The sequence below is a fragment of the Streptomyces sp. SUK 48 genome (assembly GCF_009650765.1).
GTDB lineage: Bacteria > Actinomycetota > Actinomycetes > Streptomycetales > Streptomycetaceae > Streptomyces.
Genome location: NZ_CP045740.1, coordinates 287,018 through 309,980 on the forward strand (window position 1 = coordinate 287,018; position 22,963 = coordinate 309,980).

A 22,963-nucleotide genomic window follows, 5' to 3' on the forward strand; every position below is an offset into this window, starting at 1 on the left:
ATGCGTCCGGGGCACCTCGCCACCCCCGGCTTCGGGCCGCTGGCCGGAATCGGGGACGAGGCCGCGCCCGACCTGGACGGTCAACTGGCCGCGCTACGGCGCCTGGGCTGGACCTCCGTCGAGCTGCGCAACGTCGACGGCACCGCGCTCGCCGACCTCTCCCCCGCCGCCTTCGAGACGCTCTCCCGGCGCCTCGCGGACGACGGGGTCACCGTGCTCGGCGTGGCGTCCCGGATCGGGAACTGGTCGCGTCCGGTCACCGGCGGCATCGGCCCGGACCTCGCCGAACTCGATGTGCTGGCCGAGCGGTGCGCCGCCCTCGGCTGCCGGCTGGTGCGGATCATGTCGTACCCGAACGACGGCCTGCCGGAGCGGGAATGGGCCGATCGCGCGCTGGCCCGCACGGCCGTCCTCGCGGACCGTGCAGCGCGCGCGGGCCTGGTGCTGGTGCACGAGAACTGCGCGGGCTGGGCCGGGGACCGGGCCGACCGGGCGCTGCGCCTGCTGCGCGCGGTCGGCAGCCCCGCGCTGCGCCTGCTGTTCGACACCGGCAACGGCGTCCCCTACGGGTACGACGCCCCGGCCATGCTGCGCGACCTCGCGCCGTACGTCGAGCACGTGCACATCAAGGACGCCGTACGCCTGCCGGACGGCTCCACCGCCTACACGCTCCCCGGCGAGGGCGCCGCCGGGGTCGCCGAGTGTCTGCGAATCCTGACCGCGCACGGCTACCGCGGGGGCCTCTCCCTCGAACCGCACCTCGCCGTGCGTCCGCACGAGGGGCTGGCACGGGCCGGTGCGGACGCCGCCGATCTCTTCGTGCGGGCCGGGCGGGCGCTGGTCGCGCTGCTCGAGGACCTCGCGGACGGCCCCGCGTGAGCGACCTGTTCACCGGCCGGTACCGCGACCTGCTGCTCGATCTGCTGCGCCTGCCGAGCGTCAACCCGCTGGAGACCGGCCCGGACGACCCGCCGTCCCTGCTGCCGCGCGTCCTGGAGCGATACGCGCAGTCCGCGGCGGCGGCCGGGTTCCGTACGGTACGGCTCGCCGCGCCCGCCGCCAACTGCCTGGACCGGCCCGGCGTACCGGCCACGGTGCGCGCCGCCGCCCGGGATCCGCGCTTCCTCCAGGACCAGCCCAGTCTGCTGCTGCGGCTGGGGCCCGAACGCGCCCGTGCGGACACGGTGATGTTCAACGTGCACCTGGACACCGTCGCCGGGCACACCCCGCCGGGCTTCGACGGCACCCGGTTCACCGGGCGGGGCGCGGTCGACGCCAAGGGCCCCGCGGTCGCCCTGCTCGCGGGGCTGGCGGCAGCCGCCGGGCATCCGGCGGTCGGGCGGGACGTCACCGTGCTGGTCCAGGCCGTCGCCGGGGAGGAGGGCGGCGCGCTGGGCACCTACGGCACCCGGCCGCTGATGGAGGCCGGGTTCCACGGGCGGCTGAATGTGTTCTGCGAGCCGACCGGGCTGCGCGCGCTGCCCCGGGCGACCGCCGCCATGACCGCGCGGATCACCGTGGCGGGCGAGGACGCGGTGGACGACCACCCGGACGCCGGGCACAACGCGACCGTGCTGCTCGGCTTCCTCGCCCAGCATCTCGCCGCCCGCCTGGACGGGGCCGTGCCCGGTGCCCGGGTGTGCGTGGCCGGGCTGCACACCGGCCACACCCACAACCGCGTCCACGGCACCGGCACGCTGCTGCTGAACCTGTCGTACCGCGCCACCGCCGACGGCGACCGCCTGAAGTCGGCGGTCACCCGGCATCTGGCCGAGGGCCTCGACCGATTCGCCGAACTGTTCGGCGCGGGGCGGGAGTTCGCCCGTACGGCGCGGGACGCGGCCCGTGTCACCCGGCTCGGCTGGGACAAGCGGGGGCTGCCCGCGCTGGACAACCACGACCCCTGGGCGGAGGCGCTCCTGGCCCGGGCGGGTGCCCGGCCGCCGGCCGACGACCCCGGTTTCACCTGCGACGCCGTCTGGGCGGCGGGCCTGGCGGACGCGTTCACCGTGGTGCTGGGCCCCGGTGACCTCGCCGCCAACCGCGCCCACGCGCCGGGCGAGTTCGTGGATCTCGCCGACCTGGAGGAGTTCGCCCGGGTGGTCCACCGGCTCGTCACGTCCTTCGCGGACGGGGCGCGGCCCTCGGTGGAGCGAGCCGCGCACCTGACCGCCGGTGTGCCCAGACCCGCCCCATGACCCGACCCGTAGAAGAACCGACCCCATCCCCTAAGGAATCCGGATGACGGCACCCCCCGCCCACCGAGCGGTGGCCGAGCGCACCCCTGTCCTGGTCGACCACGCCGAGCTGCGCACCGCGCTCACCGGCCTGTTCGCCGGCCACGGCATCCCGGCCGCGCGGGCCCGGCTCGCCGCGGACGCGCTCTGCCACGGCGATCTGACCGGGCTCGACTCCCACGGTGTGTTCAACCTCGGCCGCCTCTACCTGCCGTTGCTCACCACCGGCCGCTGCGATCCCCGTGCCGAACCGGAGACCGTCACGGACCTGGGCGCCTGCGCGGTCGTGGACGCGCGGCGGGCGCTCGGCCTGTGGGCGGCCGCGGAGGCCATGGACGACGCCGTGGCACGGGCCGCCCGGCACGGGATCGGCCTGGTGTCGGTCCGTGGCGCTACCCATTTCGGGTGCGCCGGTTTCCACGCCGCGCGCGCCGCGCACGCCGGGATGATCGGCGTGGTCGCGAGCAACTGCGGCGGCCAGCGCATCGCACGGCCCCCGGGCGGCGCGCTCGCGATGCTCGGCACCAACCCGCTCAGCGTCGCCGCGCCCGCCCTCGACGGGCATCCGTTCCTGCTGGACATGAGCACCACGGTCGCCCCCACCGGAAAGGTGCGGGTCGCCGCCCGGCGCGGCGAGCCGGTGCCCGCGGGCTGGCTGGAGGACGCGGCGGGCGAGCCGGTGACCGACCCGGCCGCCTTCGACCGCGGCGAGGCGTTCCTGCGCTGGCTGGGCGGGAGCGCGCGGACCGGTGTGCACAAGGGCTTCGGGCTCGGCCTCGCCGTGGAGTTGCTGGCCGCCGTGGTCTCCGGTGCGGCCGTGGGGCCCGCGCCCGCGGCACTGGCGGGGGACGGCCGGCCGCACGGCAGCGACGACGACATCGGCTTCTTCCTGCTGGCCATCGCCCCGCAGGTGCTGCGCCCCGACGCGGATGTGGCGGGCGCGACCCGGTCCCTGTTCGGTGCGCTCACCGACTGCCCGCCGGTGCGCGACGGCGAGCCGGTGCGTTATCCGGGCTGGTGGGAGGCGGAACTCGCGGCCGGGCGCCGCCGCGACGGCATCCCGCTGCCGCCGCACCTGTACGAGGAGCTGACCGCGCTCGGGCTGTTCGGGGGCCCTCGGTGAACCGGCCGCTGCGCCTCGGGGTCGTCGGCCTCGGCGCCATCTCGCCCTACTATCTGGCCGCCGCCGAACGGCTCCCCGCCTGGGAGCTGACCGCCGTGTGCGACGCCCGCGCGCAGACCCTCGAGGCGTACGCCGGTCCGGCGGCGCGGTTCGCCGACCACCGGGTGCTGCTGGCCGAGGCCCGGCCGGACGCCCTGGTCGTGGCCGTCCCGAACGATGTCCATCTGCCCGTGTGCCGGGACGCGTTGAGCGCCGGTGTCCCGGTGTGCGTGGAGAAGCCGCTGGCCCTGACCGCGGCCGAGGGACGCGTGCTGGTGGAGCTGGCGCGCCGCGGCGGGGTCCCGCTGATGACTGCCTTCCACCGCCGCTACAACACGGCCGTGCGCGATCTGGCGCGCCGGGTCGCGGGCCGGGAGATCCACTCGGTCCGGGTGCGGTACCTGGAGCGCATCGAGGAGCATCTCGGCGGCGAGGAATGGTACTTGGACCCCGCTCGCTGCGGCGGCGGCTGTCTGGCCGACAACGGTCCCAACGCCCTGGACGTGGTACGGCTGCTGCTCGGCGACCTCACCGTCACCGGGTGCGCGATCGAGCGCGACGGGCAGGGCATCGACCGCCGGGCGGTGATCCGCGTACGCGGCCGTACCGGGGCGATGGCATCGGTCGAGCTGGACTGGTCGTACCCGGGTGAACTCAAGGACATCGAGGTGGACTTGGCCGACGGGGAGGTGCTGAGCGCCGACATGCTGGCCGGGCACCCGGCCTTCAAGGGGTCGCTCTGGCACGAGTACGAGGCGGTCCTCGGCGAGTTCGCGGAGCTCGTGGACGGGCGCACCGCGGCCGGTCCGGGTGCGCACGGGGGGCTGCACGCCCTGGAGTTGGTGGAGGCGGCGTACGGCTGCGCCCTGCCCGCCGGGCAGGGGGTGGTCCGGTGAACCCGGCGGAGGACGGTCCGAAGCGCGTGGTGCGCGGCACCCTGGTGAAGGTGCTGGTGCACCGGCGTACGGACCGGGGTATGCGGGTGGAGGAGCACGCGGCGCGCTGTGTACGACGCGGTGAGGTGCACGAGTTGGTCACCACCGACCAGTGGGAGCCGTACCCCGGCGCCCGGATCGACCGGGTGGGGTTCCTGGGCTTCGTGGAGCTGGGCTGCGGCGGGGTGATCGACCGGGGCGACCTGGTGTGTGTCGGGGACACGGTGGTCGGCACGGTGCTCGGCTTCGACGCCTGCCATCTGCCGAACCACTACAACATCCTGATCCATGCCGGGCGTTCGGTCAGCGGGCGTGACCTGGAGCTGCTGCCGGAGCAGGCCGTGACCTTCACCCAGGGCGGGCCCGTAAGGGCCGGTGCCCGCGTGCGGGAGCGGGCCGGGACGGCGGACGGCGCGCCACACGGAGCCTGAGGCGCACGCGTGGGCCCCTGTACCCGTGGCCGGGTGCGGGGGCCCACGTGCGACCGGACCCGTAGGGGTCTGGCCTGTCACCGGTGTCGTCGCGCACGGGGTGGCGCCGGCCGCTGAGCCCGGCGGCGCCACCCCGTGTCACCGGAGGAGGTCCGGCGGGTCAGCCGAGCAGCTCGACCTCGAGCCGGCCGAAGTGGAAGTCGCGTACGACCTCCAGGAGTTCGTCCTCGGACAGCCGCCCGTCGCCGTTGGTGTCGACCTTCTGGAACGCCAGTCCGGCATCGGACACCGGCACGCCGACGCCGGACAGCCACGCCTGGAACTCACGGGCGTCGATCTGGCCGTCGTGGTCCTCGTCGCACAGGCGGATGAGCGCCTTCACGATCGGCGACAGGGCGCGGTTGAAGCTGGCCTCGCCCTCCTTGAACAGCATGTCCCCGGTGGCGTCGAGGAACTGCTGGCGGCTGATGACGCCGCCGGCCTCGACACCGGCCTTCTCGGCGAGGTACTCGTACAGACCCGTGAACGCGCTGTGCAGTTCCTGGACCTCCGGCGAGTCCGCGTCCTTGCCCAGGTTCTGGGCGATGCGTCCGGCCTCGCTCTGGAAGTCGGCGGCGTCGAGGACCCCGTTGCCGTCGGTGTCCCACTTGTCGAAACGCTTCACCAGACGCGCGTTGGCGGCAGCGGTGCTCATGGGTTTCTCCTTGCTTTTGATGGTGTTACGGCGGTACTGAACTGCGGCAGCCCGGGCAGGGCCGCGTCCACGCACGGCGGTGCCGGTGCGCGGGTTCTGGGGGCCGGTCGGGGACCGGCCGGAGGGGAGCCGGACGGAGCCGGCGAGGATGAGAGGTCAGGTCAGAGAAGGGTGACTCTGCGGCCCACGGCCTTGCCGCGGGTGTCCAGCAGGGCGCAGCGGGCCTGGCCCAGCGTCTCTCTCGCGTAACAGGCGTGGTCCTGGAGCAGGATGGCCACGTCCACCCGGTCCAGGGCGTCCCGCAGGTTCTCGGCGCGGGGCAGCGGTGTGCCGCCGACGGTGAACTCGGGGACGTAGGGGTCGTGGTACGACACCTCGACGCCGGCGGCGAGCAGTCCCGTGGCCACCTGGCGTGCCGGTGTCTCGCGGATGTCCGCCACATCGGGCTTGTAGGTGACGCCGAGCAGCAGGGCTCTCGCCCCTCGGGGCGTCCCGCGGTCTCGGTGAGAATGGTCAGCGCGCGGTCCACGACGTGGTCCGGCATGCGGCTCAGTACGTCCTGGGCGGCGGCGAGAGTGCGGAAGGCGAAGCCCTGGGACTCCGCGCGGGCGGCGAGATAGCGGGGGTCGACGGGGATGCAGTGGCCGCCGACACCGGGTCCGGGGCTGAACGGCGCGAAGCCGAACGGCTTGGACGCCGCGCAGTGCAGGACGTCCCAGATGTCGATGCCCGTCTCATGGCAGAACAGGGCCACCTCGTCGACCAGGGCGATGTTGACGTAGCGGTAGGTGTTCTCCAGGAGCTTGGCCATCTCCGCCTCGCGGGTGCCCCGGGCGACGACGAGCTGGTCCACGAACCGGGAGTAGAACGCCACGGCGTGTTTGGCGCACAGCGCGGTGCGGCCGCTCACGATCTTCGGGGTGTTGCGGACGTCCCAGGTCGGGTTGCCGGGATCGATGCGCTGCGGGGAGTACGCGAGGTGGAAGTCCTCGCCGGCCCGCAGTCCGCTGCCGCGCTCCAGCAGCGGTCGTACGACGTCCTCGGTGGTGCCCGGGTAGCTGGTGGACTCCAGGACGACGAGGGTGCCGGGGTGCAGCCGGGCGGCGACGGCCGCGGTCGCGTCCTCGACGGCGGAGAGGTCGGGCAGGCCCTTGTCCGTGAGTCCGGTGGGGACGCAGATCACCACGGTCTGCGCGCCTTCCAGGACCGCGGGGTCGTCCGTGGCGTGGAAGCCCGCGCGGAGCATGGCCGCGACATCGGCGTCGTCGACTCCGCCGACGTGCGAGCGGCCCTCGGCGAGGCCGTCCACCACGGGGCGGGACACGTCGTATCCCGCGGTCGCCAGGCCGGCCGAGACCGCGGCTCGGGAGAGCGGCAGCCCGACGTGCCCCAGCCCCATGACGACGAGTTCGGCGGCCATGTGTGCAGGTTCTCCAAGGTGTGGAAGCGGGTGTGGCGCAGAGGGACGGCCGCGGCTCAGACGCGGAGGCCGCCGCCGGCGGGTGCCGGGTGTCCGCGGTGGAGTTCCCGGCGCCCGTAGGAGACGTGGTGTGCGGGCCGGAGCGTCGGTTCCGTCCTGCGCACCACGACGTCGCCCTCGTCCGCCGCGGGGGCGGTGCCGGTGGAGGCGCTTGCCGCGGGCGGTGCTGCACCGGCCGCGGCGAGCGGGGCGATACGGGTACGGGGCATGTATTGCTCCAGTTCGTCTGCGTCGTTGAGTGGATTATTTTCTGCCGGAACACCGGATAAGCGCGGGAGCTCCCCCAAGCACCTGAACCGGCGATACGGTCAAGCGGAGTTGACGCGGGATCCGGCCAGACACCCTCTGGCGTGCGCCAACTTCCCTTATTCCGCCGGGGAGTCGGTCCCCCGAAAACGACGATGACCGCCGTCCCTGCCGGGCGGCGGTCATGTGCGTGGCGGTCCCGCTCGGGTCGGGACCGGGGGCCTCAGTGCTGGACCGGCGGGCAGTAGCCGGTGTCCTCGCCGATGGAGTTGATCTCGGCGTTGGAGCGGGGGTCGCCCGCGTAGTCGATCTGGTTGGTGCAGCTGACACCGGGCTTCTTCGGGGTGCCGGCGGGCTTGGTGCCCTTCTCCGGGGCGGGGCAGTGGCCGGTCTGCTCGCCGATGCTGTTGATCTCCGCGTTCGACCGCGGGTCGCCCGCGTAGTCGATCTGGTTGGTGCAGCTCACCCCGGACTTCTTGGGGGTACCGGCGGGCTTGGTGCCCTTCTCCGGGGCGGACTTCTTCGGGGTGCCGGCCGGCGTGGTGCGGGTCGCGCCCTGGCCGGATGCCGAGCCCTGGCCGGACGCGGAGGCGGCGGAGCCGGGCCGCGTGGAGCTGGTGGCGGTGGACGACGCGGCCGAGGAGGGCGAGGCGCCGTCGGAGCCGCTGCCGCCGCAGGCCGTGAGCGACAGGCCGAGCGCGACACCGGCGACGGCGAACATCGAGATCTTCTGGACGCGCATCAGTTCCCCCTGAGGACGGGCCCCGCTCCCGGTGAGCGGGCCTTGCGCCTATCGAGACAGAGGCGCCGTCTCCCCGGTTGCCCGGCACCCGACCCTGAGACATTTCTGTGACACTCGTGGCCATTACACATATCAACGGGCCGCACCCGGGACGGAGAAGAGAGACCGTCAGCCTCTCGTCAGCGGTCCGTCAGTGCCGCCTGGCAGTCTCTTCCCTGTGAACGGCGAGGGGGCACCGCCCCGGAGCCGGGAACGAGGAGAGGTGCCCGGAGTGGCTTATCGGGGACCAGTTGAGCACGCCTCAAGGTCGGACCCCCAGGGGTCCACGCAGGTTCAAATCCTGCCCTCTCCGCCACGAACCGGCGGCCCCGCGCTCCCGGTCCTCCCCCTGGAGCGCGTCGCGCCGGTCCTCGCCGCCGCCGCAAGGAGTCCCCATGTCACGACGCCTCCCCGGGACGGCCCTCATGGCCTTCCTGCTGTGCGCGGGTACCCTCGGCTCCGCTCCCCCGGCCCCGGCCGCTCCCGCGCACTCCCCCGCCCACCCGGCCGCATCCGGCACGGGAACCTCGTACTACGTCGATCCGGACGGCAGCGACACCGCGGACGGCCTCACCCCGGCGACGGCGTGGCGCAGCCTGTCCAGGGTCGACGCGCAGAGCTTGCTCCCCGGGGACACCGTGCGGTTCAAGGCGGGCGGCCGCTGGGCCGGGCAGCTCAGTCCGAAGGGCTCGGGCACCGCGGCCGACCCCGTCGTCCTGACCTCCTACGGCAGCGGCGCGAAACCCCTGATCGACGGCGGCGGGGCGGTGGACGCCGCGATCAAAATCAGCGACGAGCACGACATCGTCGTGGACGGCTTCGAGGTCACCAACTCCGGCGCCGGTACGACCCCCCGGACCGGCATCGGGGTGGTCGCCACCGACCGGGGCGCCGTCACGGGGGTCGTCGTACGCGACAACCGGGTGCACGCGGTCCAGGGCGCGGCGTCGGGCGGCCAGGCGTCCAACCCCTCCGCCGGCGGGATCATCGTCAGCGCCCGGGGGAAGCGGACACCCACGTACTACGAGAACCTGACGATCGCGGACAACGAGGTCTACGACACCCGGGCCTACGGCATCGTCACCTGGTCGCAGTGGATGCGGCGGGAGGGCTGGGACTCCCTCTGGCCCGACCTCATGGGAGTCCCCGCCGGTGACTTCCGGCCGTGGACGCCGAGCACCGGGGTGGTCGTACGGGGCAACTCCGTGCACGACGTCTCGGCGGGCGGCATCACGGTCATGCAGGCGCGCGGCGCCCTGATCGAGCACAACCGGGTGGCGCGGGCCGCGCAGAACCACGGCAATGTCGGCATCTGGTGGGCCGGGGCGGACGACACGGTGGTGCGGTTCAACGAGGTGTCGGGCACGAAGTACTGGGGGCTCTCCAGCGACGGCACCGCCTTCGACGCCGACGCCTCCGTGCACCGCAGCCTGGTGCAGTACAACTTCAGCCACGACAACGAGGGCGGCTTCTTCATCGCGGTGTCGACCGGGAGCGCCCCGGCCGAGGCGACGGTGCGCTACAACGTCAGCCAGGGCGACGCCAATCAGGTGTTCGCGCTGTCGACCAATGCCAGGAACATCGACGTCTACAACAACACCGTCTGGGTGCCGTTGACGCCGTTCATCGCGGACCACCCGGACCGGGCGTCGTTCAGCCTCGTCAAGGTGTGGAGCGGCACGGTCCGGGACGTCAGGTTCCGCAACAACGTCATCTACGACGGCGCCCGGCTGCCGTACGACGACGCGGGTGTCGTCGCCTACGACCGCAACCTCTACCAGGACGGCCCGGTCCCCCCGGCGGACAAGGCGGCGCTCACCGGCGACGCCCGGCTGACCGCACCGGGCGCGGCCGCTTCGCTGGACGACCTCGGCGGATACCTGCCGACGGCCGGCTCGCCCGTTCTCGCACGGGGTCTGGACATCGCCCACGACGGCGGCCGTGACGCGGTGGGTACGGCGCTGCCCGCCGGGATGCCCGACCTCGGCGGCCTCCAGCGCACCGCGGGCACGGGTCTCGACGAGGCCGCCCCGACGGCCGCCACGAGCTTCGGCGACGGTCAGTCGACGTCCCCCGTCGCCCTCACCGACGGTTCGGATCAAGCCACTTGGGCCAGCCCCGACACCGGCGTCACCTATCCGGGAACCCTCACCCTGACCTTCCCGAGCCCGCGCGAGGTGTCGGAGGTCGTCCTGGCCACGCACTACGGCCAGGGGCAGGGCGTCACCAGGCTCGACGTCCAGACCTGGGACGGCACCGCGTGGACGACCCGGTCGGCCGACGCCACGATCGGCTGGGCGGCCAACAGCGGGCAGGTCGAACTCGCCGCCCTGCGCCTGCCGGCCGCGGTCGCCACCACCGGCGTCCGCCTGGTGGTGAAGGCCGCGAACCATACCTGGGGCAATCTCTCCGTCAACGAGCTCTCGACCCGCTGACCACCCCGGCACCCCGAAACGGCATCCCGGTCGGGCGCGACGGCCTTTACTCGTACCGGTACTTCAGCGCATCCGCCTCGGCCCGCTCGATGTCGGCGATCGTCAGTTCCGGCATCCGCATCTGGGCCAGAGTCACCTCGGCCGAGGTCGGCTGGGCGTCCGCCGCCAGCCACTGCTCCGGCTTCCAGGCGCCGCTGCGCAGCAACGACTTGGGGCAGTGCGGGTAGACCTCCTCGATCCCCACCACCAGCGCGCTGGCCGGCGGCTTGCCCACCGCGGTCAGCTGGGACAGCAGGTCGGGGCGGGTGGAGACGCAGGCCCGGCCGTTGACGCGGAGCGTCGTGGTGCGGCCCGGGACGACGAACAGCAGCCCGGCCCGGCCGGTGGCGATGACGTTGCGCAGGGTGTCCAGGCGCTTGTTGCCGGTCGCGTCCGGTATCGCCACCGTCCGCGCGTCCAGGACGGAGACGAACCCGGCGGGACCGCCGCGCGGGGAGACGTCGCAGTTGCCCTCGGCGTCCGCGCTGGCGACCAGCACCAGCGACGAGCAGCCGATCAAACGGCTTGTCTGGTCCGTGAGTTCGGTCATCTGCTTGCGCACGGCGGCGGCGCCGGGGAGCGCGTAGACCCGGCGCAGCGCCTCCTGGTCGGTCACGGCGTCGAGTCGGAGCGAGTCGAATGCGGTGCTGGCAAGAACGGTCGTCATGATCCCGACCCTAGTAGCCGGTCGTCGCGGCTGGCTCAAACCCATCGGAGATATCGGTGGTTCAAGGGCCGTCGGGTTCAACTTGGTCTGCACACGTAGTGATCAACAAGGAGTGCTATGACCACCGCGTCGACCTCTGACGCCGAGCTCGTACGTCAACTCGACTCTCTCGCACAGTACTTCCGGCCCCTGGAGGTCCCGGAACCCGGAGAGCTGCCACGGGTACAGGAGTTGTGCGACCTCTCCGACCCCTTTCGCGCCGATGCGGCCGCCGACGAGCTGTTCGTCGCGGCCATGCGCGAGATCAACGCCTGGCACACCCTGCGCAACCCCCTGTACGGGGCACTGTGGAAGGAGGCGGGGGCGCCGGATATGGACAGCGTGGGGCAGGTCGCCGAACTGCCCTACATACATGTGAACTTGTTCAAGAGACACGCTTTGAGCTCGATCGCGGACGATGCCGTGGCGCTGCGGCTGACGTCGTCGGGGACGGGGGGTGAGAAGACGGAGATCGGGTTCGACGCGTGGTCCATCGGGACCGCGCAGCGGATGGACGCCTGGACGATGAAGGCGCTCGGGCTGATCGACGTGGAGCGGCCCGCCAACTATCTCGTCCTCGGGTACGAGCCGGACCCCCGGCTCACCATGGGCGCCGCGCACGGCCTGAACGAGCTGTGCGACTTCGCGCCCGTCGCCTCCGTCCGGCACGCGCTGCGCAACACCGGTGACGGGCACGAGTTCGACCCCATGGGCTGCGTCGACACCCTGCTGGAGTTCGCGAAGCGCGCGGAGCCGGTGCGGATCGTCGGGTTCCCCGCGCTGCTGCACACCGTGCTGGAGCGGATGGGGACGATGGGGGTTCCGCCCCTGCGGCTTCCCGAGGGTTCCCTGGTGCTGACCGGTGGCGGCTGGAAGAGCCATGCCGACCGGGCCATCGGGCGCACGGAGTTCCGGGCGGGCATCGAACGGCAGCTCGGTATCCCGGATGAGCGGATCCGGGACTGCTACGGCTCGGTCGAGCACTGCGTCCCGTACATCGAGTGCGCGGCGCATCACTTCCATGTGCCGGTGTGGGCGCGCTGCGTCGTGCGGGACGTACGCACCCTGGAGCCGGTGGGGTACGGCGATGTGGGCTATCTCCAGTTCGTGTCGCCGTTCATCACGGCGCTGCCCGCGCACAGCGTGCTGATGGCCGATCTCGGCACCCTGCGTCCGCCGGGCGACTGCGGGATCGCCACGCCGTGGTTCGAGGTCCTCGGGCGCGCGGGTGTGCGCCGCAACCGTACGTGCGCCGTCGCCGCGGCGGAGCTCATGGAGGTTCGATGACGACCGTCGCGCAGACCGTGACCACCCCCTACTACTGGCAGGGGGAATGGGTCGACGCGGAGGAGGCCGGGCGCCGGCTCGGCCGGCTCGGCTCCCTCCTTCCCGCCCTGTCCGGGCCGCTGGACACCGAGCATGTCCTGGGCGCGTGCGCGCGGTTCGCCGAGGTGCTCACCGACCGGGACGGCGCGCCGTACCAGCGGCTGTTCGCCGATCTGACCGATCCCGGGACGACGGCGCTCGACGCCGGCGACGCGGAAGCCGCCCTCGCGGGGCTCGCCTCGGCCCTCGGCCGTGAGCCGCTGACCGCCCAGCTGACGGCGGAGCTCGGCGGCACGGCTCCGTACCGGCCCGTCGCGGCGGAGTTCGCGGACGGTGCGGCCGAACTGTGGCAGCCGGTGGGCACGTTGGTGCACATCGCGCCGCGCAATGTGGCCGTCGCGGGCGTGCTCAGCGCCGTCGAGGGTCTTCTCGCGGGCAATGTCAACGTTGTCAAGACCAGTGGCGGGGAGAGCCTGTTCACCCAGCACGCGCTGGCGGCGCTCGCCGACGCCGATCCGTCGGGCCAGGTGCGCGAGCGGCTGGTGGTGCTGCGGTTCTCCTCCAGGGACACGGACTGGCTGCGCCAGCTGTGCCGCCCCGCCGACGCGGTGGCGGTCTGGGGGACCGAGGAGGCGGTCGAGGGGGTGGCGCGGTTCCTGCCGTCCGGCTGCCGGCTGGTCGACTGGGGGCCGAAGATCTCCCTCGCCTACCTCGACCGCACGGGCGAGCGCCGGGACGGGGCGGCGCTGCGGGCGCTGGCCCGGGACATCCTCCGCAACGGCCAGCGCACCTGCACGAGCCCCCAGGTCGTCTACGTCGACACGGACGACACGGAGGTGCTGTTCACCGAGGCCCGTGCCCTCGCGGACGCGCTGGCCGCCGAGGCGGACGGGTTCCCCGAGTTCCCGAGGGACACGGCCGAGCAGGCGGAGGTCACGAACGTCGTCACGGTCGCGCGTCTGGAGGAACACCTGGGCCTCACCCGGACGTTCAGCGGGCCCGGCGGGCGCTGGCACGTCCTCGCGGACAAGCGCCCCGGCCTCACCGCCTCTCCCCTGTTCGGGACCGTCTGGGTCAAGCCCCTCCCGCGCGAGGACATCGTGCGCGTCCTGCACCCGATGCGCCGCTACCTCCAGACCGTGGGCCTGCACGCCTCGGCCGACCAGGCAGTCCCCCTCGCCGGCGAGTTCTTCCGCGCCGGCGCCCTGCGCGTCACCGCACCGGGCGCCATGCTGGACAGCTACCCGGGCGAACCGCATGACGGCCAGCTGGCGCTCCAGCGGTACAGCCGCAGGGTCAGCATCGCGATCGCGGGAGCCTTGGAGATCACCGGGGGCGCCGAGCGCTGACCTGGGGGATCAACGATCGGACGACCAGCCGGAGACGATCGTCGACCGCACGCGTCCGGCCGTAGCACGATCACGCCGCGGGGGCGGCGGTCACGGAGGTGCCGCCGCCCCTGCCGCTCCGTCCATCGAGGAGCAGGCGGCGTGGCCGGCCCGTCCCCGGGCGCGTGATCTGGGCATCGTCATCGGGAGTTCACCCCGGGCCGCTCGACGCGATCACCGATGTGCCCGGCGTCCGGGTCGGGCACACCACCATCCGCCGCCTTGCCGAGGTACACAGGGTGACCGCCGTCGTACCGGACCCGATCGGCCCCCACGCGCCGCTGCCCGCCCCGCCGCCGGACCGGCTCCCGGACGTCCTCGCGGCGCGTCATCCGTCCTGAGGTTCCGCGTCCTCGGGTGTCGTGGGTGCGCCGTCGGCGGCCAGGACCGGTCGGCCGTGTTCCTGCGGCCAGCCGGGGCGCCACCGGGCGGCCCATTCGGCGAAGTCCTCTCGCAGATAACGCCGTTCCACGGGCTTCAGCCGGAGCTGGGGCCGGTCGTCGGCCCACCAGACCTCGAACTCCGACTCGGTGCCCGCCGTGGGCCACCGCTCGGCGTCCTGTGGCAGCAGAATCCCGTCGACGAACCCGCCGACGACGAGTCCGACGTCCACGAAGACCCCGATCACGCCCGGCCGCGGCACGAGGACCACCCGCCCGGACAGGCGCTGCCCGAAACACAGTCGGCGGCGCTCCCGCGCCCACTCCTCCGTGCTCACCATCCGGTCATTCTCCCGGCACCGGCGCGCACGGCTCCGCCCCCCTCACGCCTTGCCGAAGAGTCTGCGCTCCAACAGCACGGTCAGCTTCGGCGACAGGCGTGGGAAGAGCCGGACGAGCAGGTCGGCGGCCTGGGCGTCACGGCCCACCATGATGCGCGGCCGACCGGCCTCCACTCCGTCGACGATGATCGTGGCGGCCCGCCCGGCGGGCATCTTCAGGAGCTTCTCGTTGTAGGTGCGGGCGCGGGCCAGCTGCCGGGCGGGGATCTCGATGCCCTGGCCGCGGGCCGCGTCGAGGGCCGCGGTGGCGATGTTGGTCCGGACGCCGCCGGGGTGGACGACGCTGACCCGCACCGGATGGCGCCCCGCGAGCATCTCCGTGCGCAGCGTCTCGGTGAACCCGCGCACCCCGAACTTGGCGGCGCAGTAGGCGCCGAGCGTGGGCTGGGCCATGATCCCGTTGAGGCTGGAGATGTTGACCACGTGCCCGTCGCCCGAGGCGATCAGATGGGGCAGGAACGCCTTGGTGCCGTGGACGACCCCGAAGAGGTTGACCGCGATCGTACGGTCGTAGACGCTCCAGTCGGTTTCGAGGACGGTGCCGCCGCCCCCGCCGATACCGGCGTTGTTGTACACCTGGTGCACGGTCCCGAAGTGCTCGGCGACGGTCGTGGCGTAGCTCTCGACGGCCGCGCGGTCGCTGACGTCGAGCCGCGCGGTGTGCGCCTCGGCGCCGAGGGACTCGACCTGGGCGGCGGTCTCGGCGAGGCCGGCCTCGTGGACGTCGCTGAGGGCGAGCCGGGCGCCGCGGCGGGCGAGTTCGGCCGCGAGGCCCCGGCCGATGCCGGAGCCGGCGCCGGTGACGACGGCGACCTTGCCGGTGACGGTGCTCATGCGGCTTCCTCTGTCCGGGTACGGGTGACGGCGGCGCCATGGGTGCGGGCGAGGTCAGTGGTCAGGCCGACGAGGCGGTCGAGGACGCCGGGGGCGAGATGGTGGCCCATGCCGGTGATCTCCACGTGCCGGGCGCCGGGCACGGCGGCGGCGGTGGCGCGGCCGCCGCTCGGATGCACCATGGGGTCCCGGGTGCCGTGGACGACCACGGTGGGGGCGGTGATCCGGCGCAGTTCGGCGGTGCGGTCGCCGGACGCCTGGATGGCGCCGATCTGGCGGGCGACGCCCTCGGCGTCCCGGCCGCGTTCCCACACCGCGCCGGCCCAGGCCCGCTCCCGCGCCTCGTCGGGCGGGAAGACGCGGGAGCCGATGTGGGCGAGCAGGGCCAGGTGCCGGGTCACCGATTCCTCGGGGGTCCTGGCGGGGCGCTTGGCCATGCGGACCAGGGTGGACAGCGCCGGCCGGCCCACCTTCCTGCTGCCGGTGGTGGAGAAGACGGAGGTCAGGGTGGCGACGCGGTGCGGGTGCCGGGCCGCGAGGGTCTGCGCGATCATGCCGCCCATCGACATGCCGACCAGGTGGACCCGTTCGATGCCGAGGTGGTCGAGGAGGTGGCGGGTGTCCTCGGCCATGTCGGCGAGGTCGTACGCGTCCGGGCGCGGCCGGGCCAGCGCCTGGCGCAGCAGCCCCGGCGGCGGGGTCGCCACGCGGGCGGAGCGGCCGATGTCGCGGTTGTCCGGCCGGACGACCCGGAAACCGCTGCCGGTGAAGGCGTCCACCATCGGCCGCGGCCAGGAGGTGAGGTCCAGGCCGAGCCCGGCGATCAGCAGCAGGGGCACACCGTCGGCGGGCCCGTCGACGCGGTAGCACAGGCGCAGGCCCGCCGGGGTGGTGAGGAAGCGGTCCTCGGTCTCGCTCGTCGGGCCGTCGCCGCCCGGTCCCTCCGTCCCGCTCACCGGGCCACCGCCCGGGGCTCGTCGGCGGTGACCCGGGTGAAGCGCAGTTCGGGATCGGTGACGCTGTCGGAGCGCAGCAGTGCGACGTCGTCGGCGTAGCCGGTGGAGGTCAGCCAGGGCATGCGGTCGCCCTGCCGGGGCAGCTGGTCGACGGCGCGCTGGATGTAGCCGGCCCCGAAGTCGAGGAAGGGCCGGGTCGGCATGGCGGGATCGGCCGGTTCGGGGCGGCAGATGTCGTAGCCGTGCGTGCTCATATGGGCCAGCAGGCGGCAGAAGTGCTCGCAGAGCAGGCCGACCTTCAGGGTCCAGGAGGAGTTGGTGTAGCCGATGGCGTAGGCGAGGTTGGGGACGCCGGAGAGCATCATGCCCTTGTAGGCGACGGTGTCGGGCAGGTGGACCGCGGTTCCGTCGACGGTGATCGGGATGCCGCCCAGCGCCTGCGCGTTCAGCCCGGTGGCCGTGACGATGATGTCGGCCTCGATCTCGCGGCCCGACCGCAGCAGGACGCCCCGCTCGGTGAAGGTGCTGATCCGGTCGGTCACGATCGAGGCGCTGCCGTTCCTGATGGCCTTGAAGAGGTCGCCGTCCGGGACCGCGCACAGCCGCTGGTCCCAGGGGTCGTACGGCGGGTTGAAGTGCTCGTCGACAGGGTAGCCCGCGGGCAGTTGCCGGGTGTTGACCCAGCGGATGATCCGGCGCGCCGCCTTCGGGTGCCGTTGGCAGAAGGACCAGACGGCGCGCTGCCGGGCGATGTTCTTGCGCCGGGCGAGCGCGTATCCCCGCCGGTCCCCGAGCAGCCCGCGCAGCGCGTTGGCGATCGGGTCCTTGCGGGGGACGGGCATGATGTACGACGGGGTGCGCTGGACCATCGTCACCCGGGCGGCGGTGCGGGCCATCGACGGGACGAGGGTGACCGCCGTGGCGCCGCTGCCGATCACCACGACGCGCTTGCCCGCGTGGTCGAGGTCCTCGGGCCACTGCTGGGGGTGCGCGATCGTCCCGCGGAAACGTTCTCGCCCCTCGAAGCGCGGGGTGAACCCGGCGTCGTAACGGTAGTAGCCCATCGCACAGAAGAACCAGCCGCAGGTCAGCGTCGTCCGCTCGCCGGTGTCGGTGCGCTCGATCTCGACCGTCCAGCGCGCCCGTTCGCTCGACCAGGAGGCGCCGAGCACCTTGTGGTGGTAGCGGATGCGGGACTCCAGGCGGTTCTCGCGCACGGTCTCCCGCAGATAGGCGAGGATCTGCGGCGCGTCGGCTATCGACTCCGCGTCCCGCCACGGCTTGAACTCGTAGCCGAAGGTGTGCAGATCGGAGTCCGACCGGATGCCGGGGTAGCGGAACAGGTCCCAGGTGCCGCCGAGGTCGGCGCGCGCCTCCAGGATCGCGAAGCTCTTGTCCGGCAGCCCGGTCGTCAGATAGTGGCCGGCGCCGATGCCGGATATCCCGGCGCCGACGATCAGGACGTCCAGATGTTCGGCGGCGGGTGCGTCGGCTTCGCAGGACATGGGCGGCTCCCTCACAGCGGCGGTGGACCGCTCCATGGTCGGAACGAACACGGCCCACGCCTAGAGGCAGTTCGCACCATCATTCGCCCTCCACTTGTGCACTGTGCACTGCTACGTTGCCTGCCATGTCGTGGAGTCCGCCGTCGCCCCGGATCCGGAAGCTCATCCGGCAGGGCGCCGAGATCACCCTCACCCCCGGCCCGAGTGGCTGGCCGAGCTCGACGCGGCCACCCTGGCCGGCGAGCCGCGCAGGCCGATCGCCGACGATCCGGTGCTCTCGGCGGGTATCCGGCGGGCCAACCGGGCCAATCTGCTGCACTGGGCCGCCGCCAACATCAACGCGCCGGGCGCGCCCGTGCCCGCCCACGAGAGCGACGTGACCCGCGCCATCGCCCGCGACATCGTGCGCCGGGGACTGGCCGAGCCCGCGCTCGACTCCTACCGCGCGGGCGAGAGCGTGGCCGTGCGCGTGTGGACGCGCATCGCCTGCTCGCTCACCGGCGACCACGAGGAACTCGCCGAGCTGCTCGATGTGTCCCTGCGCTCCATCTCCGACTTCGTCGACCGGACGGTCGCGGCCATGTCCGCGCAGATGAACGCCGAGCTGACCGAACTCACCAGCGGCACCCACGCCGAGCGCCGCGAGACCGTCGCACTGCTCCTGGACGGCGCGCCCATGACCCGCCGGCGCGCCGAGGCCCGTCTCGGCTATCCGCTGGACGCCACGCACACCGCGGCCGTCGTCTGGACCGACGCCCCCGAGGCGGAGCTGCGCCGACTCGACCGCGCGGCCGACCTCCTGGCCACCGCCGCGGGCCCCTCGCACCTGCTCAGTGTCATGGCGAGCGCCGCCACCCGCTGGGTGTGGCTCACCGGGCGGCCCGACACCGAACGGGTACGGGCCGGGCTCGAACGGCTCCCGGCCGTGCGGGTCGCGCTCGGCTCACCGGCCCTCGGTGTCGACGGTTTCCGCCGCAGCCACCTCGACGCCCTCACCACCCAGCGGATGCTCGCCCGGCTCGCCTCCGCCCAGCGCCTCGCCTCGCACGACGAGGTCGAACTCGTCGCCCTGCTCTCCCAGGACCTCGAACGCGCCGACCGCTTCGTCCAGCGCACCCTCGGCGATCTGGAGCACGCCCCGGACGACCTCACCGACGCGGTCCGCGCCTTCCTTGCCGAACAGTGCAACGCCTCGCGGGCCGCCGGCCGGCTGTTCACCCACCGCAACACCCTGCTGCGCCGCCTCCACCGCGCCGACCGGCTGCTGCCCCGCCCGCTCGCCGAGCATCCGCTCGACGTCGCCGCGGCGCTGGAGATCCGGCACTGGCGCGGCTCCGCCGGATAGCGCGCGTGTCTCCTGACCACGAGGCGGGAGGTCCCCGATGGTCACGAGGAGGGATGTTCCCGGCAGGCACCGCCGCCACGGCAGGGGCGCCGTCAGTTCGAGGCCGGGGCGCCGTCAGCCCGCGGCCGCCGTTCCGCCACGGATGGCTGGTTTTCCGCATGGGGAGCGGTATTTCACCAAAAACCGCGCTGGCCGCGCCCTCCGCTCGGCAGGATGGGGCCATGGACCTTGGGAATGTGAGTCCGGACGGGGTTCGGCCGGTGGTCGTGCGTATTCCGGTGGAGCCGGTCGAGGCCGCCATGGAGGCCGACGCCCTGGACGCCGTCGTGAGTGCCGGCGAAGTGGCCGTGCGCGGACCGCTGTTCGGGGTGGTCGCGCAGAGCGCCGAGGACGGGCAGCGCTGGCGGGCGGTGACCTCGATCACCGCTCCGTTCCCGCAGATGTCGCGCGACAGCCTCAACTCCCTGCTGTGGTTCCGCGCGAAGGACGAGACCGACGACAGGGCGGAGCGCCGCGCCCTGCTCGCGGCCGTCGCCCGGCTGGAGACCGAGCCCGTCGACGAACTCACGGTGCTGGGCACGCGCTACCGGATCGTGCGCGCCGAGGAGTGGGCCGGCTCCGGCGCGGGCGGCATCGAACTGCCGCGTCCGACCGACCCGGAGCCCCTCTCCCCCGACTGGAGCCGCGGCAGCCGGGAACCGGAGGTGGACGCCGGTCTGGTCCTGGACCCGGACGCGCCGCTCACCCCGGCGCAGGCCACCGAGCGCCTCGCGCTGCGCGACTTCGCGTACGCCGGCTCCCGCTTCCCCGACCTCGTGGTCCAGGAGTCCCGCCGGGCCCGGGCGACCCATCCGGATGTCGTACTGCTGCCGACCACGTTCACGGTCGCGGAACGCAACGGCAAGGGCTGGGAACCGGCGAGCCGCCCGCACACCTCCGCGCTCGGCGCCCGCAAGTCGCTGGACTTCTTCCTGACCTGGCTCGAACCGCGCACCCGGGGCCTGATCCCCGTGGAGGCCGACCGGCTCGTCGACGCCCGCACCGTGACGGCCGAGGACCCCGGCGCCGATCCGGTGATGTTCGCGTATGCCGAGGCGTCCGAGCGGCTGCGCTCCGGCCGCGTCAACCAGTTGGAGGTCCTCGACACCACGTACCGGATCATCCGCACCCGCCGCATGCTGCGCTGGGGACCCGACGGCCCCGAGGGCCCGCGCCCGTCCGACACCAGCGACCACGGACCCGAGAGCATCCACCCCCGGATGGACGAGGACGGCGTCGTGCATTACGGCGAGGAGGGCAACGGCTGACGCCCTCGGGGCCGCGCGAGGACGGGAACGGGGCGGCGGGCGTGGGCGATTTCCGTTCCCGCGCCCCTCCCCCTCGGATAACCTGCGTCATCATGAGACACCCTTGGGCCCTCCCGGTACTGCTCGTCCTCGGCGGCGCCGTCGCGGCGACAGGAGTGTTCCTGAGGGGCGTTGGCGGCGCGGGCATCGCCGTCCTGGTGGTGTTTCTCCTGCTCGCGGTCGTGAACTCCCCCTTGATCTTCCCGAGTTCGATCAGCGCGGCGGAAGCCGGGCGGCGCAGCGCGGCCGACGGCCGGCCCGTCGTCTACTGGCGCCCCGGCTGCGCCTACTGCCTCCGGCTGCGCGTGCGTCTGGGCCGCGGCGGCCGCCGGCTCCACTGGGTCGACATCTGGCGCGACCCCGACGGCGCCGCGGCGGTGCGAGCGGTCAACGACGGGGACGAGACCGTGCCGACCGTGGTCGTGTCGGGCCGGCCGTACGTCAATCCCGACCCGGCGTGGGTGCGCGACCAGCTCTCCCGCTCCGCCTGACCCGAACCGTGCGCGAGCCCCCGCACGCGTCGGACCGGCCCCTCCCCTCACCCCCACCGGCTCGCCGCGCCTCACTCCTCCCCTCCCCTGAGGACGAGGACCGGGCAGGGGGCGTGCTGGACGCAGTGCTGGGCGACCGAGCCGAGCAGCAGGCCCTTGAAACCGCCGAGGCCCCGGCTGCCGACGACGAGCAGCGCGGCGTCGCGGGCGGCCTCCAGGAGGACGCCGGCCGGGGTGCCGTAGCGCGCCACGGTGTCGACCTGGACTCCGGGGTGTGCCGCGACGGCCTCCTCCACCGCCGACGTCACCTCGCTCCGCGCCCGTTCCTCCAGGGCGGCCTCGTCGGAGCTGGAGGGCGGCATCCAGCCGAGGGCGCCGTGGAACTGCGGGATGTCCCAGGCGATCACCGCCTCCACCCGGCCGCCGGTCAGTTCCGCCTGGCGCACCGCCCAGCCGAGGGCATGCCCGGACCCCTCCGAGCCGTCCACCCCGACCACGATGCGTTCCCTCTCGCCCTGCCGCTCGGCCATCCTCTTCTCCTCGTCATCGTCATCGTCTTCGTGCTCGGCCTCGTCATCGTCTTCGCACTCGTCCTCGTACGAAGCGCCCTCATCCGAAGGCGATGCTGCTGGCGGCGGGCACGGGCAGCGATCCGGCGGGCCGGGGCACACCCGTCGCGGGGTCGAGGTCGAGCCGGGTCACCTCGCCCGAGCGCTCGTTGGCCGCGTACAGATGCCGGCCCGCCGGATCGAGCACCAGGTCGCGCGGCCAGCGGCCGCCGCACGGCACGGCCGTCACCGGTTCCGCCAGATCCCCGGTGGCGTCGAGGGCGAGGACGGCCACGGTGTCCGTGCCGCGCACCGCCGCCCACAGGAACCGGCCGTCCGGCGCCACCACCGGGGCCGAGGGCTGCACCGGGACGTCCGCGCCGGCGGGCAGGAGCGGGGTCTCGCCGACCGTTCGCAGCACCCCGGTGGCGGCGTCCCAGCGGCACACGGTCACCGTCGGCCGGAGTTCACCGAGGACGTAGGCGTGGTCCCCGCGGGGGTGGAAGGCGAGGTGGCGGGGTCCGGTGCCCGGGGGCAGCGCGGTCGCGCCGTGCGGGCGCAGTGCGCCCGTGCGCTCATCCAGTGCGCAGATCCGCACGGAGTCGGTGCCGAGGTCCACGGCCAGCACCCAGCGGCCGGTGGGATCGGGAACGATCTGATGGGCATGCGGGGACCGCTGGCGTTCCGGGTGGGGCCCCGAGCCCTCGTGGCGCAGTACCGCGCTGGGCGGCAGCGGCCGGCCCTCGGCCGTCAGCGGCAGGACGCTCACGCTGCCCGAGCCGTAGTTGGCGGTCAGCAGATGCCCCTGGGCCAGGGCGAGATGGGTCGGTTCGTCGCCGCCGACCGGCACGGGCGCGCCGAGCGGACGGGGCACCGCCCCGGTGACGTCGTAGGCGGCCACCGCGCCCGCGACCGTCTCCGAGACCGCGTACAGGACGGGGCCCGCCTCCCCGTGTCCGACGGCGAGGTACGACGGGTCGGCGACGGACCGCACGGCGCCCGCCCAGGTCAGCGCCCCGGTGTCCGGATCGATGTCGGCCACGACGATCCCCGGCCCACCCGCCGACGTGAACGACCCGATGAAGGCGCGCCCTGCGGCACTGCCGGACATGAACCCTCCGCCCTCCGCCCCGCGCGCAGCACGACGGAGTCACCACGATGCGCGCGCCCCGCCGGAGCGCGGCGGATTAGCCACCCGACGTGGCTCCGCTTTCACCGGAACGCATCAACGCCCCCACCGGCCGCCGCGCGCTCCCCAGGGCCCCGTGAGACGGTGATCACGGTGCCCGGGGCCCGC

The 22,963-nt window shown here is 73.6% G+C and carries 22 protein-coding genes, 1 tRNA gene and 2 pseudogenes; 13 read left to right on the forward strand and 12 right to left on the reverse strand.

Annotation, left to right across the window (positions count from 1 at the left end; translation table 11 throughout):
- The 5 genes from GHR20_RS01260 to GHR20_RS01280 are packed head-to-tail and all read left to right on the forward strand — an operon-like array spanning position 1 to position 4,765.
- Positions 1-879: a sugar phosphate isomerase/epimerase family protein gene (locus tag GHR20_RS01260; RefSeq protein ID WP_153811878.1), complete on the forward strand. Its 879-nt coding sequence runs from the start codon at positions 1-3 to the stop codon at positions 877-879.
- Positions 876-2,198, forward strand: a complete 1,323-nt coding sequence (locus GHR20_RS01265; protein WP_153811879.1) for a M20/M25/M40 family metallo-hydrolase — start codon at positions 876-878, stop codon at positions 2,196-2,198. Before GHR20_RS01260 ends, GHR20_RS01265 begins: the two co-directional genes overlap by 4 nt.
- A gap of 43 nt (positions 2,199-2,241) precedes the next feature.
- Positions 2,242-3,360 (forward strand): Ldh family oxidoreductase, encoded by a 1,119-nt coding sequence (locus tag GHR20_RS01270; protein ID WP_153811880.1) that lies wholly within the window; start codon positions 2,242-2,244, stop codon positions 3,358-3,360.
- The gene (locus GHR20_RS01275; RefSeq protein ID WP_153811881.1) at positions 3,357-4,295 is read left to right on the forward strand and encodes a Gfo/Idh/MocA family oxidoreductase; all 939 of its coding nucleotides are present in this window, start codon (positions 3,357-3,359) and stop codon (positions 4,293-4,295) included. Before GHR20_RS01270 ends, GHR20_RS01275 begins: the two co-directional genes overlap by 4 nt.
- Positions 4,292-4,765 (forward strand): hypothetical protein, encoded by a 474-nt coding sequence (locus tag GHR20_RS01280; RefSeq protein ID WP_111581586.1) that lies wholly within the window; start codon positions 4,292-4,294, stop codon positions 4,763-4,765. The genes GHR20_RS01275 and GHR20_RS01280 overlap by 4 nt, the downstream gene beginning before the upstream one ends.
- Positions 4,766-4,925: 160 nt before the next feature.
- Here the strand turns inward: GHR20_RS01280 and GHR20_RS01285 are convergent, their stop codons facing one another.
- The 5 genes and pseudogenes from GHR20_RS01285 to GHR20_RS01300 form a co-directional block, all read right to left on the reverse strand.
- Positions 4,926-5,459 (reverse strand): EF-hand domain-containing protein, encoded by a 534-nt coding sequence (locus GHR20_RS01285; RefSeq protein WP_111581587.1) that lies wholly within the window; start codon positions 5,457-5,459, stop codon positions 4,926-4,928.
- Between the two features lie 161 nt (positions 5,460-5,620).
- The gene (locus tag GHR20_RS37210) at positions 5,621-5,899 is read right to left on the reverse strand and encodes a UDP-glucose/GDP-mannose dehydrogenase family protein (protein ID WP_343336039.1); all 279 of its coding nucleotides are present in this window, start codon (positions 5,897-5,899) and stop codon (positions 5,621-5,623) included.
- A 113-nt stretch (positions 5,900-6,012) separates the two neighbouring features.
- Positions 6,013-6,879 (reverse strand): annotated as a pseudogene (locus GHR20_RS01290) (nucleotide sugar dehydrogenase); the annotation flags it as partial.
- 56 nt (positions 6,880-6,935) lie between these two features.
- Positions 6,936-7,148: a hypothetical protein gene (locus GHR20_RS01295; protein WP_153811882.1), complete on the reverse strand. Its 213-nt coding sequence runs from the start codon at positions 7,146-7,148 to the stop codon at positions 6,936-6,938.
- 260 nt (positions 7,149-7,408) lie between these two features.
- The gene (locus tag GHR20_RS01300) at positions 7,409-7,927 is read right to left on the reverse strand and encodes a hypothetical protein (protein ID WP_111581590.1); all 519 of its coding nucleotides are present in this window, start codon (positions 7,925-7,927) and stop codon (positions 7,409-7,411) included.
- 256 nt (positions 7,928-8,183) lie between these two features.
- On the opposite strand from GHR20_RS01300, the gene GHR20_RS01305 reads away from it, so the two are divergent.
- A tRNA-OTHER gene (locus GHR20_RS01305) sits at positions 8,184-8,282 on the forward strand.
- 79 nt (positions 8,283-8,361) lie between these two features.
- Positions 8,362-10,401 (forward strand): right-handed parallel beta-helix repeat-containing protein, encoded by a 2,040-nt coding sequence (locus GHR20_RS01310; protein ID WP_153811883.1) that lies wholly within the window; start codon positions 8,362-8,364, stop codon positions 10,399-10,401.
- A gap of 46 nt (positions 10,402-10,447) precedes the next feature.
- On the opposite strand, the gene GHR20_RS01315 is transcribed toward GHR20_RS01310, so the two are convergent.
- Positions 10,448-11,107: an MSMEG_1061 family FMN-dependent PPOX-type flavoprotein gene (locus tag GHR20_RS01315; protein ID WP_153811884.1), complete on the reverse strand. Its 660-nt coding sequence runs from the start codon at positions 11,105-11,107 to the stop codon at positions 10,448-10,450.
- A gap of 117 nt (positions 11,108-11,224) precedes the next feature.
- Here GHR20_RS01315 and GHR20_RS01320 point away from each other — a divergent pair, with 117 nt between their 5' ends.
- From GHR20_RS01320 to GHR20_RS01330, 3 genes and pseudogenes are all read left to right on the forward strand, one after another.
- Positions 11,225-12,433 carry an acyl-protein synthase gene (locus GHR20_RS01320; protein ID WP_153811885.1) on the forward strand — a complete coding sequence of 403 codons (1,209 nt, stop codon included), beginning with the start codon at positions 11,225-11,227 and terminating at the stop codon, positions 12,431-12,433.
- Positions 12,430-13,821, forward strand: coding sequence for an acyl-CoA reductase (locus GHR20_RS01325; protein WP_153811886.1), 1,392 nt, complete (start codon positions 12,430-12,432; stop codon positions 13,819-13,821). Before GHR20_RS01320 ends, GHR20_RS01325 begins: the two co-directional genes overlap by 4 nt.
- Positions 13,822-13,945: 124 nt before the next feature.
- Positions 13,946-14,150 (forward strand): annotated as a pseudogene (locus tag GHR20_RS01330) (S58 family peptidase); the annotation flags it as partial.
- A gap of 38 nt (positions 14,151-14,188) precedes the next feature.
- On the opposite strand, the gene GHR20_RS01335 reads toward GHR20_RS01330, so the two are convergent.
- Genes GHR20_RS01335 through GHR20_RS01350 form a run of 4 tightly spaced genes read right to left on the reverse strand, consistent with a single transcriptional unit; the run spans position 14,189 to position 17,936 of the window.
- Complete coding sequence (locus tag GHR20_RS01335; protein ID WP_153811887.1) at positions 14,189-14,581, reverse strand: hypothetical protein; 393 nt, start codon at positions 14,579-14,581, stop codon at positions 14,189-14,191.
- 42 nt (positions 14,582-14,623) lie between these two features.
- Complete coding sequence (locus tag GHR20_RS01340) at positions 14,624-15,475, reverse strand: SDR family oxidoreductase (RefSeq protein ID WP_153811888.1); 852 nt, start codon at positions 15,473-15,475, stop codon at positions 14,624-14,626.
- Positions 15,472-16,431, reverse strand: coding sequence for an alpha/beta fold hydrolase (locus tag GHR20_RS01345; protein ID WP_153811889.1), 960 nt, complete (start codon positions 16,429-16,431; stop codon positions 15,472-15,474). Before GHR20_RS01345 ends, GHR20_RS01340 begins: the two co-directional genes overlap by 4 nt.
- Positions 16,428-17,936 carry an NAD(P)/FAD-dependent oxidoreductase gene (locus GHR20_RS01350; RefSeq protein ID WP_153811890.1) on the reverse strand — a complete coding sequence of 503 codons (1,509 nt, stop codon included), beginning with the start codon at positions 17,934-17,936 and terminating at the stop codon, positions 16,428-16,430. Before GHR20_RS01350 ends, GHR20_RS01345 begins: the two co-directional genes overlap by 4 nt.
- Before the next feature lie 103 nt (positions 17,937-18,039).
- Between GHR20_RS01350 and GHR20_RS01355 the strand changes: the two genes are divergently transcribed.
- The 3 genes from GHR20_RS01355 (at position 18,040) to GHR20_RS01365 (ending at position 21,118) form a co-directional block, all read left to right on the forward strand.
- A complete protein-coding gene (locus GHR20_RS01355) occupies positions 18,040-19,281 on the forward strand; it encodes a PucR family transcriptional regulator (RefSeq protein WP_208446828.1) in 1,242 nt (413 codons plus the stop codon).
- 260 nt (positions 19,282-19,541) lie between these two features.
- Complete coding sequence (locus GHR20_RS01360; protein ID WP_243877853.1) at positions 19,542-20,588, forward strand: DUF5954 family protein; 1,047 nt, start codon at positions 19,542-19,544, stop codon at positions 20,586-20,588.
- 92 nt (positions 20,589-20,680) lie between these two features.
- Positions 20,681-21,118, forward strand: coding sequence for a glutaredoxin domain-containing protein (locus tag GHR20_RS01365; RefSeq protein ID WP_153811891.1), 438 nt, complete (start codon positions 20,681-20,683; stop codon positions 21,116-21,118).
- A 71-nt stretch (positions 21,119-21,189) separates the two neighbouring features.
- Here the strand turns inward: GHR20_RS01365 and GHR20_RS01370 are convergent, their stop codons facing one another.
- Positions 21,190-21,648: a universal stress protein gene (locus GHR20_RS01370; RefSeq protein WP_153811892.1), complete on the reverse strand. Its 459-nt coding sequence runs from the start codon at positions 21,646-21,648 to the stop codon at positions 21,190-21,192.
- Between the two features lie 79 nt (positions 21,649-21,727).
- Positions 21,728-22,777 carry a lactonase family protein gene (locus GHR20_RS01375; RefSeq protein ID WP_153811893.1) on the reverse strand — a complete coding sequence of 350 codons (1,050 nt, stop codon included), beginning with the start codon at positions 22,775-22,777 and terminating at the stop codon, positions 21,728-21,730.
- Between the last annotated feature and the right edge of the window lie 186 nt (positions 22,778-22,963).